Source organism: Brevundimonas sp., from assembly GCF_030656255.1.
In the GTDB taxonomy this organism is placed as follows: domain Bacteria; phylum Pseudomonadota; class Alphaproteobacteria; order Caulobacterales; family Caulobacteraceae; genus Brevundimonas.
On sequence record NZ_JAUSOE010000050.1, the window covers coordinates 1 to 13,579 of the forward strand.

Annotated in this window: 9 protein-coding genes and 1 tRNA gene; 8 read left to right on the forward strand and 2 right to left on the reverse strand. The window is 64.1% G+C overall.

The genetic code is table 11. From position 1 onward, the window contains the following. The first annotated feature begins 63 nt into the window (after positions 1-63). Positions 64-140 (forward strand) — tRNA-Met (locus Q7J26_RS05610). 232 nt (positions 141-372) lie between these two features. Further along, positions 373-1,788: a glucuronate isomerase gene (uxaC, locus tag Q7J26_RS05615; protein ID WP_304935516.1), complete on the forward strand. Its 1,416-nt coding sequence runs from the start codon at positions 373-375 to the stop codon at positions 1,786-1,788. 39 nt (positions 1,789-1,827) lie between these two features. On the opposite strand, the gene Q7J26_RS05620 is transcribed toward uxaC, so the two are convergent. Continuing rightward, positions 1,828-2,895 (reverse strand): sugar kinase, encoded by a 1,068-nt coding sequence (locus tag Q7J26_RS05620; protein WP_304935517.1) that lies wholly within the window; start codon positions 2,893-2,895, stop codon positions 1,828-1,830. Then, a complete protein-coding gene (gene manD / locus Q7J26_RS05625; protein ID WP_304935518.1) occupies positions 2,883-4,091 on the reverse strand; it encodes a D-mannonate dehydratase ManD in 1,209 nt (402 codons plus the stop codon). The genes Q7J26_RS05620 and manD overlap by 13 nt, the downstream gene beginning before the upstream one ends. Positions 4,092-4,193: 102 nt before the next feature. Here manD and Q7J26_RS05630 point away from each other — a divergent pair, with 102 nt between their 5' ends. From Q7J26_RS05630 to Q7J26_RS05655, 6 genes are all read left to right on the forward strand, one after another. Beyond that, the gene (locus Q7J26_RS05630; protein WP_304935519.1) at positions 4,194-4,982 is read left to right on the forward strand and encodes a FadR/GntR family transcriptional regulator; all 789 of its coding nucleotides are present in this window, start codon (positions 4,194-4,196) and stop codon (positions 4,980-4,982) included. Between the two features lie 162 nt (positions 4,983-5,144). Beyond that, positions 5,145-6,359, forward strand: a complete 1,215-nt coding sequence (locus Q7J26_RS05635) for an MFS transporter (RefSeq protein WP_304935520.1) — start codon at positions 5,145-5,147, stop codon at positions 6,357-6,359. Between the two features lie 75 nt (positions 6,360-6,434). Beyond that, on the forward strand, positions 6,435-9,119 hold the full coding sequence (locus Q7J26_RS05640; RefSeq protein WP_304935521.1) for a glycoside hydrolase family 2 TIM barrel-domain containing protein: 2,685 nt from the start codon (positions 6,435-6,437) through the stop codon (positions 9,117-9,119). Positions 9,120-9,208: 89 nt separating this feature from the next. After that, on the forward strand, positions 9,209-11,548 hold the full coding sequence (locus tag Q7J26_RS05645; protein WP_304935522.1) for a TonB-dependent receptor: 2,340 nt from the start codon (positions 9,209-9,211) through the stop codon (positions 11,546-11,548). 111 nt (positions 11,549-11,659) lie between these two features. Further along, positions 11,660-13,078 (forward strand): mannitol dehydrogenase family protein, encoded by a 1,419-nt coding sequence (locus tag Q7J26_RS05650; RefSeq protein ID WP_304935523.1) that lies wholly within the window; start codon positions 11,660-11,662, stop codon positions 13,076-13,078. Between the two features lie 66 nt (positions 13,079-13,144). Then, the coding region (locus Q7J26_RS05655; RefSeq protein WP_304935524.1) for a glycoside hydrolase family 3 N-terminal domain-containing protein at positions 13,145-13,579 on the forward strand (435 nt) is incomplete at its 3' end.

Consider the following 13,579-nt stretch of genomic DNA (forward strand, 5'->3'; position numbering starts at 1 on the left):
TCGCCCTCCGGGCTACTTGAGAGCAACTTCTCGAACCGTTCTTCCTTCTCGACTACCGATTGCCGCGGGATGGAGCAGCCCGGTAGCTCGTCAGGCTCATAACCTGAAGGTCGTAGGTTCAAATCCTACTCCCGCACCCAAACAAAAAAGCCGCTGAGCAAACCGCTCAGCGGCTTTTTGCTGACCAAAATCCAAACCCCAAATCCAGCCGGAGAAAACACGCGGCAGCACCCAGCTCGAAACGCATAGCGTGGAGGCATTCGAGGACGATGCGGAGGCTGTCGCCATTCGAGGGATTGGCCATATTCAAGTTGAGACTGTCTTACGCTTGGCATAAAGACATTTGAAATGGTAAGACCAATTAGGCAGATCATGGCTCAACCGCTTCAGCTTAACCCCGATCGCCTGTTTCCCGCAGACGCCGACACCCGCGCCGTGGCCCGTCGCCTTTACGCTGAGATCAAGGGCCTGCCGATCATCAGCCCTCACGGCCATACGGACCCCAGCTGGTTTGCGCTGAACGAACCCTTCGCCAACCCGGCCGAGCTGCTGATCACACCCGACCACTATGTCTTCCGCATGCTGCACTCGCAGGGGATGGCGATGGAGGACCTGGGCGTGCCCCGCGCCGACCGCGGCCCGGTCGAGACCGATCCGCGCAAGATCTGGCGTCGGTTCGCCGAGAACTATCACCTGTTTCGTGGGACGCCGTCGCGGATGTGGCACGACTGGGTCTATGCCGAGGCCTTCGGCATAGACGTGCGCCTGTCGGCCGAGACCGCCGACCGCTATTACGACGTCATAGACGCCGCGCTGAAGACCGACGCCTTTCGGCCCCGCGCCCTGTTCGAGCGTTTCAATATCGAGGTCCTGACCACGACCGAGAGCCCGCTCGACACGCTGGAACACCACAAGGCCATCAAGGCTTCGGGCTGGAAGGGTCGGGTCCTGACCGCCTATCGCCCCGATCCCGTGCTGGACCCCGACTATGAGGGTTTCCGTGACAATCTGAAGGTCCTGGCCGAACAGACCGGCCGCGATGCGCTATCGTGGGACGGCTACCTGCAGGCGCTGCGCGACCGCCGCGCCTTCTTTATCGAGATGGGCGCCACTTCGACCGACCACGGCCACCCGACCGCCTTCACCGCCGACCTGCCCAAGGCTGAGGCCGAGGCCCTGTTCCGTCGCGTCTCGACCGGACCGGCGACGCCTGCTGACGCCGAACTGTTCCGGGGGCAAATGCTGACGGAAATGGCCGCCATGTCGGTGGAAGATGGTTTGGTGATGCAGCTCCACCCCGGCAGCTTCCGCAACCACTCCGCCACGGTGTTCAATCGCTTCGGGCGCGACAAGGGCTGCGATATCCCGACCCAAACGGATTACGTCCGGGCGCTGAAGCCGCTGCTGGATCGGTTCGGGTCGGATACGCGCCTGTCGCTGATCCTCTTCACCCTGGACGAGACCAGCTACAGCCGCGAACTGGCGCCGCTGGCCGGCCACTATCCGGCGTTGAAACTGGGACCCAGCTGGTGGTTCCACGATAGTCCCGAGGGCATGCGGCGATTCCGCGAGCAGGTCACCGAGACGGCGGGCTTTTACAACACCGTCGGCTTCAACGACGACACCCGCGCCTTCCTGTCCATTCCGGCCCGTCACGACGTGGCCCGGCGCATGGACTGCGGTTTCCTGGCCAAGCTGGTGGTGGAACACCGGATCGAGGAGGACGAGGCCCATGAGCTTGCCCATGCCCTGACCTATGGACTGGTCAAGGCGGCCTACAAGCTGTGAGCCGGAGCGGGAGGCGGCTCCTAAAACCGGCTATCGACTTCACCTTCGAATGTCGAAGCCCTGGTCTTCCATGGCGGCTTTGACGTCTTCAGCGGAGAACAGGTTGAAGTCGCCGGGGACGGAGTGTTTGAGGGCGGCGGCGTTGAGGCCGAAGTCCAGGGCCTGCTGGTCGGTCCAGCCGCTCCACAGGCCGAACAGGACGCCGGAGGCGAAGGCGTCGCCGCCGCCGACGCGGTCGATCACGCCGGTCAGTTGCAGGGGCGCGGCCTGGGTCTCGATCACCCCGTCGGCGGCGCGGGTCAGCATGACGGCGGACAGGGCCTGGTCGGCGACGCTGTCCTGGACGCGCAGTGTGCAGGCGATGCTTTGCAGGCGGGGGAAGGCGTCGAAGGCGGCGGCGGCGGCCTGGCGACGGCGCACGGCCGGATCGGGATCGTCGAACCGGGTCTTCAGCACCAGGGCGAAGTCGCGGTCGTCGGCGAAGGCGACGGTGGCGCCGGCCAGCATCCGGCCCAGGGTGGTCGGCGGGTCGCCGTCCCACTGTTCCCACAGCTTGCCGCGGAAATTGCCGTCATAGCTGACCTTGACCCCCCGACGCACGGCGGCTTCGACCAGGGCGACGGCGGCGGCCGAGCCGTTGGGGCCCGTCGCCGGGGTCACGCCCGAGGCGTGCAGCCACGCGACCCCGTCAAGCAACTGGTCCCAGTCGAAGGCGGTGTGGACGTGTTCGACGAAGGCCGAGCCGGCGCGGTCGTACAGCACCTCGGACGGCCGCCGCACCGCGCCGGGGGTCAGGAAATAAAGCCCCATTCGCCCCGGTCGGAACACCACGGGCGAGGTGTTGACCCCGTGCTTGCGCACCTCATCGCGCGCCGCGCGGCCCAGGGCGTTGTCGGCCAGAACGGTGGCCAGGCTGGTCGGGGCGCCGAACTGGGCCAGGGAGACGGCGACGTTCGCCTCGGCCCCCGCCGGACGGACCGTCAGGGCGGGGGACTGGAGCAGGAGCTCGTTGTGGTTCGGCGAGAACCGCAGCAGCATCTCGCCGAAACAGAGGATGCGGCGCTTGGGCAAGGCGAGAGGGTCCGGCGATCCCGTCACCAGTTCCACATGGTCCCATCTTCGAGGCGCGCGACCGGCAGATAGGCAGGCTTGTACGGGTATTTCGCCGCCTCGGCCTCGTCGATATCCACCCCGTGTCCGGGCGTGTCGCCGACATGGAGGAAGCCCGCATCGAAGCTGTAGTCGTGCGGGAAGACGGCGTCCGTCTCGGGGGTGTGGCGCATATATTCCTGGATGCCGAAGTTGGGGACCCAGGTGTCGAAGTGCAGCGCCGTCCCCATGGTCACGGGCGACAGGTCGGTGGCGCCGTGGCAGCCGGTGCGAATCTGGTACAGGCTGGCCAGGTCGGCGATCCGCCGCAGGTGGGTGACGCCGCCCGCGCCGACGATCGTGGCGCGGATATAGTCGATCAACTGGTTCTGGATCAGATCCTTGGCGTCCCAGATCGAGTTGAAGATTTCGCCTACCGCCAGAGGCGTGGTCGTGTGCTGACGGATCAGCTTGAAGGCCTCCTGGTTTTCGGCCTGAGTGACGTCCTCGAGCCAGAACAGGCTGTAGGGCTCCAGCGCCTTGCCGAGTTGAGCCGCTTCGGTGGGCGTGTAGCGATGGTGGCCGTCGTGCAGCAGGTGATGGTCAAAGCCGTAGGTGTTGCGCAGGGTCTCGAACAGTTTGGGAACGTAGTTCAGGGCCTTGTGGGTGTCCCACCCGGTCAGTGAGGGCAGGGCGGCGTCGGCCGGTTCGTAGAACAGCTTGCCTCGGCCCACTCCATAGGCGTCCTTGACGCCGGGAACGCCCGTCTGAGCGCGAATGGCCTTGTAGCCCAGGTCTATATAGTGGCCGACCGCATCGACGGTCTCGGCGATGTCGGAGCCATTGGCATGGCCATAGACCATGACGCCGTCGCGGCTCCGTCCGCCCAGCAGGTCGTACAGAGGCATGCCGGCCATCTTGGCCTTGATATCCCACAGGGCGACGTCGACGGCGGCAACGGCGCGCATGGTGACCGGCCCGCGACGCCAATAGGCGCCCCGATAGAGATACTGCCAGATGTCTTCGATCCGACGCGGATCCATACCGATGAGGCAAGGAACGACATGGTCCTGAAGATAGGAGACCACAGCCAGCTCGCGCCCGTTCAGGGTGGCGTCGCCGATCCCGTACACGCCCTGATCTGTCTGTATCTTCAAGGTCACGAAGTTGCGACCTGGGCAGGTGACGATGACTGTGGCGGATACGATCTTCATGGCGGCGCGGGCTTCTCACTGTTATGACCATGGGCATAGCACGGCCATTTCCAATCCGGAAGATATTGGTAAGGCCATTTTTGCAACCTCCGGAGTGCAGCCATGGGAAATTTGAAAAGCGAGGCCTTGGCGGCACCGGCGACGCCCGTCTCGCACGATCGCCTCTACCAGAAGCTCGCCAAGATGCTTTTCGACGACCTGGTGCAAGGCAAGTTCAAGGTCGGCGATCGCTTGCCGGCGGAGCGCGAGCTGGCGAGCGACTACGGCGTTAGCCGCCCGGCGGTTCGGGAAGCGATGATCGCCCTGGAGGTCCAAGGCTTCGTCGAGGTCCGGATCGGCTCGGGGGCCTATGTGGTGCGCGTGCCGGGCGTGCAGGACCAGCCCGGTTTCGGCGTGACGGCGTTCGAACTGACGGAAGCGCGTCTTCTGGTCGAGGGCGAGGCCGCCGCCCTGGCCGCCACCACGATTTCAGATGACGAAATAGGCCTTTTGCAACAGCTGGTTAATGAGATCGCCGACGAGAATAGACTGCCGGGGGTGAGCGAGCGCGCGGATCGCGAATTCCATCGTGTCATCGCATCGGCCACGCGCAATTCTGCAATCGTCCATATGGTCGAAGAGCTTTGGCGCATGCGGTCCGCCTCGCCGGCCTGCGCCCTTCTTCATGAGAAAGCCCGCACCGCCAATGTGCGACCGGTGGTGGAGGAGCATCAGGAGATCGTCGAGGCCTTAAAGACGCGCGATCCGCAGCGGGCTCGCGCCGCGATGCGCGCCCATTTGGGGCAGGTGATCGAGCATCTGCTCTTCGCGACCGAAGAGAAGGCCATGGAGAATGCGCGGCGTTCGGTGGCTTCGACCCGTGAGCGTTTCGGACGGGCCGTGTCACTGTAAATGCTAAAGTCATTGCAATTGGCCTGACCATTATTCTATCTTTGGTCATCTCGCGTGAACCGGCAACAAGACTGGGCGCATCAGGGGAGGCCAAAAGTGAGCGTACAGACCAGTCCTATTCAAATTAAAGCGCCATCCCCCGGCAAATACCGGTGGGTGATTATGTGGCTGCTGTTCGCGGCCATGGTCATCAACTACGTTGATCGGCAGATGATCGGCTTTCTCAAGCCGAGCCTGTCAGCCGAGTTCGGTTGGTCCGAGACCGACTATGCCGACATCGTCTTCTGGTTCCAGGCGTCCTACGCCGTGGCCTACCTCTTGTGGGGCCGGATCATGGACAAGGTCGGGGCCCGCTGGGGCCTGGGCGTCGCCTTCGGCATCTGGCAGATCGGCCATATGCTGCACGGTGCGGCGCGCGACCTGTCCCACTTCATGATGGCGCGGATGGTGCTGGGCGTCGGCGAGGCCGGCGGCTTCCCCGGAGGCCTCAAGGCGGTCGCGGAATGGTTCCCCAAGAAGGAACGCGCCCTGGCGACCGGCCTGTTCAACGCCGGAACCAACATCGGCGCCATCGTTACGCCGCTGATCGTGCCGGGGTTGGTTCTGGCCTTCGGTTGGCAGATGGCCTTCGTCATCACCGGCCTGCTGGGACTGATCTGGCTGCCGATCTGGCTGCTGGTCTACCGCCGTCCCCGCGAGCAGAAGAACCTGTCTGCGACCGAACTGGCCTATATCGAGCAGGATCCGGCTGACGTTGTCGAGAAGGTGAAGTGGACCAAACTGCTGACGGTCAAGGAGACCTGGGCCTATGCGCTCGGCAAGTTCCTGATCGATCCGATCTGGTGGATGTTCCTGTTCTGGCTGCCGGACTTCCTGGGCAAGACCTACGGACTGGACCTGAAGAGCTTCGGGCCGCCGCTGGTCGCCATCTATCTGCTGTCGGACGTCGGTTCGGTAGGCGGCGGCTGGCTGTCCTCGCGCTTCATGCATCGCGGCATGAGCGTCAACAAGGCCCGCAAGATCACCATGCTGATCTGCGCCCTGTGCGCCGTGCCGGTGGCCTTCGCCGCCATGGCGTCCAACCTGTGGGTCGCGGTTGGGATCATCGGTCTGGCGACAGCGGCGCACCAGGGCTTCTCGGCGAACCTCTACGCCCTGCCGGGCGATGTCTTTCCGCGCTCGGCCGTGGGGTCGGTCGTGGGGATCGGCGGCATGCTGGGCGCCATCGGCGGCATGGCCATGGCCAAATACGCCGGCTACGTCCTGGAGCAGATCGGCAGCTATACGCCCATCTTCGTGGTGGCGGCGTCGGCCTATCTGCTGGCCCTGCTGGTTGTTCACCTGATCACGCCAAAATACGCGCCGGCCAAGGTCTGAGGTTCTGAAGTCCAGAACCACGGGCCCCGCCGCGCCCGCCTGGGTATGTCCAAAAACACAGAGGGAACCACGTCCATGAAACGGTACAGTGCGATCGCCGCAGGACTGCTCGTCTTGCCCTTGGCTTCACCCGTCTTCGCCAATGAGCTGGCGGCCGCACGGGCCGAGCAACGCGACGTGGTCTCTCTCGCCACGGGATGGCGTTTCCAGTTCGGAGAAGCGCCGGACACCGTCGTCGGCGACGCTTTCGACGACAGCGGTTGGCAGGCGGTCGAGGTGCCGCACACCTGGAATCGCGTCGGCTATTATCTCAACAATCCCGAAACCCACATCCACACCCCCGAGACCGTGAACCGGGATCAGGGCGTCGGCTGGTACCGGCTGAACTTCACCGCCCCGGCCTCGTTCGAAGGCGCCAGGGCCTGGCTGCAGTTCGACGCGGCGAGCCGGACCGCCGAGGTCTGGTTGAACGGCCAGCGTCTGGGCGCGCATGACGGCGCCTTCTCGCGCTTCAGGCTGGACGCCACCTCCGCGCTGAAACACGGTCAGGACAATGTTCTGGTCGTCAAGACGGACAATACCAAGCCCCAGCCCGGCGCCGCGACTGCGGACAGCCTTCCGCTCGCCGGGGACTTTTTCGTTCACGGCGGTCTCTATCGCCCGGTCAGTCTGATCGCCACCCATCCCGTCCATATCGATATGCTGGATTCCGGCGGCAGCGGGGCCTATGCGACGACGCGTTCGATCGCGGCGGATCAGGCGCAGATCGACGTTGAGGTCCGCCTGCGCAACGACAGCGCCCGCGATCAGGCGGCGACCGTGCGTGTCGCCCTGGTCGATGCCGAGGGGCGGGTCCAAGGCGAGGTGGATCATCGACAACTGTTGTCGGCGAATGCGTCCGACCTGTTCAAGGGTACGATCACCGTGGCCCGGCCTCGCCTCTGGCAAGGCGTGGCGGATCCCTATCTGTACACGCTGAGAACGGAGGTGATCGATCCGACCGGCGCGGTGATCGACCGCGTCGATCAGCCTTACGGCGTCCGGCAAATCGTGGTCGATCCCGAACAGGGCTTCTTGCTGAACGGCCAGAAGGTGCGGCTGGTCGGCACCGGCTATCATCAGGATCGCGAAGGCAAGGGCTGGGCCGTGACGCCTGCCGACATCGAGGAAGATGTCGCCATGCTGCGCGATATGGGGGTGAACACGCTTCGGCTGACCCACTATCAGCACGGGCAAACCGTTCACGATCTCGCGGATCGTTACGGGCTGATCGTCTGGGACGAAATTCCCCTCGTCAGCGTATGGACGCTCGGCGGCGCCAAGGAGCCCAGCGAAGGTCTGAGGGCTAATGCGCGCCAGCAACTCACGGAACTGATTCAACAGAACCGAAACCATGCCTCCGCCTCCGTCTGGAGCATCGCCAATGAGGTCGATTTCGGAAACTCGTTGCCGATTTTCCTGACGGGCGACGCCTCTTCGCTTCCCGATCCCCTGCCGCTGCTCCACGAGTTGGACGCCCTGGCCAAGACGCTGGATCCAAGCCGACCAACGACCCTGGCCACCTGTTGCGAGGCGCGCCATTTCGCGGAAGGAGTGACCGTTCCCCGGACGGCCGTCGCCGCCGATCTCGGTGGGATGAATCTCTACTACGGCTGGTACTATGGCCAGCCTTCCGATCTTGCCGACGCGATCGACACGGTCCGTCTCCGCCGCCCCGAACAACCGCTGGCGCTTACGGAATACGGCGCCGGCGGGGCGACGACGATGCACACCGACAACCCCCTCGGCGGTCCCATCGACTCGCGCGGTCGGACACAGCCCGAGGAGTACGAAAGCTACATCCACGAACAGGCCTGGTCGATCCTCGCGCCGCGCGACTATCTGTGGGGAACCTGGCTGTGGAACGCCTTTGATTTCGCGACGACCATCCGGCGAGAGGGCGACGCGGACGATATCAATACCAAGGGCCTGATCACCTACGATCGCAAGATCAAGAAGGACGCCTTCTTCTTCTACCGTGCAAACTGGTCGTCCAATCCGACAGTGCACGTCACGGGTTCGCGCTACACCGACAGGGCCTATCGGCACGCCGAGGTCAGGGTCTATTCGAACGCCCAGTCCACAGCGCTGGTGTTGAACGGCCAGGCGTTGGCGGCGCAGGCCGACTGCCCGATGCGCATCTGCGTTTGGCCCGTCAAACTGGCGCCGGGCGTGAATACGGTGGAAGCGGTCGGCCGGTTCGCAGACGGCGAGGTCCGGGACGGTGTCCGCTGGACTTTGGGAGAGGACGTCGCAAGCTCGGTTCGCATCGACAGCGGCGCCATCATGGCCGCGCCGAGCGTGTCGGGTCGGTTCGGCTCGGACAACTTCTTCACCGGCGGTCGCGCCGCTTCGGCCGACCCTGCGCCGGTCGGCTTCACGCCGGCTACGCCTGTCGCGGTCGAAGGCGACGACCCGGCGCTCATTAAAACCTATCGGACCGGAACCTTTGAATACGCCGTGCCCGTCGATGCGGGTACGTACGAGGTCACCCTGACCTTTCTGGAGCCCGCGGCGGCTCCTGGAGAGCGGCTGTTCGATGTGCGCGCCAATGGCGACACTATGCTGGCCGGATTCGACGTCAACAGCGCGGCCGGCGGCGTTCTGAAGGTCGTCAAACGCAAGTTTGAGGTGGCCGCGCGGGACGATCGGATCGTGCTGTCCTTCGCGCCTACGCGCGGCGACGCCTTGGTTTCGGCGATCGAGATCGTGAAAAAATGATTTGCAGGCCCGTCTAGACAGGCCGCACCAAAGGGCTTTAACTGGTCATACCAATAAGTGCACAAATGCACACGGGAGGGTTACCAATAATGCGCTACACATCGATACTCCTTGCGTCGGCGGCCCTCTCGGGCCTCGCGGCTCCGGTCTGGGCTCAGCAGACTCCGGCGGCTTCGACGCAGACCAATGATCCCACGGTCTATGCCCTGAATGAGGTGGTCGTCACCGCTCAGAAGCGGGAGCAGCGACTTCAGGACGTCCCGGTCGCCGTGACGGCGCTGACAGCCGAGACCCTGGAAAACCGAAATGTAACGGAAGTGGCGGATGTGGCGCGGTTGGCCCCGAGCTTGACGGTGACGGAGTCCGGTCAGGCCACCAATAACAGCATCAATATCCGCGGGATCGGCACCTCGGCCTTCAGCATCGGCATCGAGTCCGCCGTCGCCGCCGTCGTGGACGACGTGTCTCTGGTCCAGCAGGCCCAGGCGTTTTCTCCCCTGGCGGATATTGATCGCATCGAGGTGCTGCGAGGGCCTCAGGGGACGCTGTTCGGCAAGAACGCCTCCGCCGGGGCGATCAACATCGTGACCCAGGGGCCGACGGCCAATCTCAGCGGGGCGCTGACGGTCGCGGCCACCACGGACAAGGAGACGAGGATTGAAGGATCGGTCGCGGGACCGTTGGGCGAGCGCGCCGGTTTTCGACTGAACGCCTACGCTTCCGAGCGTGACGGCTATATCAAAAACCTGACCACGGGAAATCTGCTCAATGGCGAGGACGCTTGGGGGATTCGTGCGCGTGTGGACCTTCAACCTACGGATCAACTCTCTCTTTCATTGACCGCGAGCCATTCGGAATCGGACGTCAACGGCAATGTGCGGACCTTCCGCGAGGCGACGTCGGGCGCCAAGATTGTCGGAGCGTCGCTTTCCGATAACCTCGTCGGCACCGAGGCCGGCGCGGACAACTACAAGGTCCGCATCAACTTTGAGCCGCTGAACCACAGCGAATCCGAGATATTCGCTGTGAAGGGGTCGTATGACTTCGGCGGGGCGACCCTGACGTCGATCACCAGCTATCAGGACTGGAAGTACGATTTCAGCGAGGATTTCGACAATGTCGCCACGCCGACCCTGACCGACTCCAACAATCCCAACAGCGCGCCTGTGGCTGACGGCATCATCCAGCGGTCCAGCTTCCATACCACCAGCCTCGCTCAGGAGCTCCGTCTGGCGTCCACGGGCGGCGAGCGCTTCAACTACCTGCTCGGCCTGTTCTACTCGGATTCCGAGACCGACAGGACGCTCGTGCGCGGCCCGACCTTCCCGACCGACTTTGATGCGGGCGTCACGAACACGACCTATGCGGCGTTCGGTCAGTTCACCTACGATATTTCGCCCCAGACCCACGTCGATCTGGGTCTGCGCTGGAACTCGGAGGACATCACCGTCGACTTCACCAACCTGCTCACCAACGCGACCACCTGTCGGTCGACCTGCAGCGGGGAGGCGAGTGACGCCCGGACGACCTACAAACTCGCGCTCAGGCATGACCTGACCAACAACATCATGACCTACGCCTCCTTCGCCACCGGCTATAAGGGGCAAGGCTTCGACGTCAGCAGTAGCTTTACCCCGGCCCAGGCTGAGCAACCCGTCGCCGCCGAAACCTCGGACGCCTATGAAGTCGGCATGAAGGGCCGTTTCTTCGACGGACGTGTGCAGGCGAATGTCGCCGGCTTCTGGACCGAGTACTCGAACTTCCAGACGCAGAGCATCGAGGAGGATCCGGCGGCGCCGGGAACCTACATCACGCGCCTGCGCAATGTGGGCAGTGTCAGAAGCCGGGGTGTGGAAGTGGACGGGGCTGCACGGGTCACGGAACGTCTGCGGTTTGACGTGTCCGCCGCCTATATCGACGCCGAGGTCACCGATTTCCCCAATGCGCCCTGCTACAACGGCCAGACGGCGGCGGAGGGATGCCGCGACCTCAATCCTAGTCCTTCTGCTCTCACCGGCGTTCAGGACTTGGCGGGCAAAAGCCTGACCAACTCGCCCAAGTTCAAATATTCGATCGCGGGCACCTACGACCTCGACCTGCCGAACCTGCCCTTCAATGCCGCGATTTCGGGTGAATGGGCCTATCGGACTAAGGTGAACTTCGCCCTCGGCGACAATCCGCGCCTGGAACAGGAAGGCTATGGCGTCTTCAACGGGAATGTCACCTTCGAGAGCCCTGACTCGCCTTATCGCGTGACCTTGTTCGTCAACAACCTGTTCGACCAGCACTATGCGACGTCGATCAGCGCATCGACGGGCGCTTCCTCCACGGCGCTCGGCGGCGGGTACACCGTGGCCGACGCCGTCTCGCAAATCCTGCCGCGGGCATCGCAGCGGTACTTCGGCATCCGTGCTCGCGCACGCTTTTAAGACCACTTCTCCTGAAACTGCCCGGCCCTTTGGGGTCGGGCTGCCTTTTTTGATGTACCGAGCCGTCGCGGCGTCGCGCCCGACATCTTTGAACGCCCAAAGGATTGCGATGTGACGCGCCTCAACAAGGCTTCCGCAGAAACTTTGGACGCTCGCATATTGCGGTCCGTCTATGAGCGGCCAAGCACCCCGGGCGTCGTTCATCTTGGAACCGGCGCCTTCAATCGTGCGCACCAGGCCGTCTATGCCGATGCGGCGCTCGAACATGGAGATTCAGTGGCGGCCATCCTTGGCGTATCCTTGCGTTCGCCGACGGCGCGAGACCAACTGGTCCCTCAGGACGGGCTGTTCACTGTGACGGAACGGTCGGGCGAGGGGGCGGTCACGCGTCTTGTCCGATCCGTCAACGACGTTCTGTTCGCCCCCCAATCGCCGCGCGACGTGATCAAGGCTATGGCTGCTGAGACCACGGGATTGGCGACCCTGACGGTGACAGAGGCGGGCTATCTCGCCGGACCCGCAGGAGACCTCGACCTGGCTTCGCCAGCCGTGATGGCGGACCTTAAAGGGGAGGGGGCGCCGCTCAGCATCTATGGTTTCCTGCGAGCAGCGCTTCACGAGCGAAAAGCTGCAGGCCAGCGCGGTCTAACCATTCTGTCCTGCGATAATTTGGCCGCCAACGGGAGGCGGCTAGCGTTGTGGCTCGATCAGTTTTTGCTCGCCGCCGATCCCGGTCTGGCGGCCTGGACGCGTGCCGAATGCCGGTTCCCGTCCTGTATGGTGGATCGCATCGTCCCTGCGACCACGGCGGCCGACCGTGACGAGTTGAAAACCCGGTTGGGCGTCGACGACCATGCCGCTGTCTTCACCGAGCCGTTTTCCCAGTGGGTGGTTGAGGATGCGTTCGTCGGCGACCGGCCGCGATGGGACGCCGGTGGCGCCCAATTCGTCAGCGATGTGGCGCCTTATGAGACCGCCAAGCTGCGAATGCTGAACGGCGCGCATTCGGCTTTAGCCTATATCGGACTGCGTGAGGGTTGGGTCTTCGTCCACGAGGCGATCCGCGACCCTCGCATCGGCGACCGCGTCGAACGCCTGATGCGAGCGGAAGCGACGACGAGCCTGTCTCCGGCGCCCGGTCAAGACCTGCAAGCCTATGCGGATCGGCTGATCGATCGGTTCGCCAATCCCGCCCTCAATCACCGGCTCGATCAGATCGCCAAGGATGGGTCCGAGAAGATCGTTCAGCGTTGGCTGCCGGTCCTCGCGCATCATCAGGCGGCCGACAGACTGTGCCCCGCCACGCTCGAAGCTCTGGCGGCCTGGATGGTGTTCGTCCGCGGAGACCATGGTCCGGTGGTCGATCCCCTCGCGGATCGGCTCGCCGACCTGTGGCGGCAGGCCGGCGCCAAGAACATCGCTGCGGCCCTGTTCGGGCGCGGTGGTCTGCTGGCGGTCCACTGGACGGCGTCGCCCGTCAATCTCGCGCGCCTGACAGAACTCATAAACGACGACGGCCGAACCGGCTGATCTTTCTATCCTCCACGCTCCGCAACCCAGGTTACGAAACCGATGCGTTACTCCAAGAAGTCCAGAATGGTCGTCCTGGCCGCCTGCGTCCTGACGCTTTCGGCCGCCGCAGCCGGTGTGTCGGCGTCATCCGTCACGGCGTCGAGCGCCGCTGCGGCGCCGGTCAGCGAGGCGGACGCCACGGCGCGGGCGAATGCGCTGTTGGCCCGTATGACGCTCGACGAAAAGGCGGCTCAGGTCAGCCAGTTCTTCATGTTCGGCGATCCGGCGAGTTTCGAACCCAAGGTTCGCGCGGGCGCGGGATCGCTGCTCTTCGTCACCGATGTCAATGTGATCAACAGGTTGCAGCGCGTCGCAGTCGAAGAGAGCCGACTGGGCATTCCGTTGCTGTTCGGGTTCGACGTGATCCACGGCCTGCGGACCATCTTCCCCGTACCGATCGGCATGGCGGCTTCATGGGATCCCTCGGCGGCGGAACGCGCCCAGGCCATCGCCGCCAAT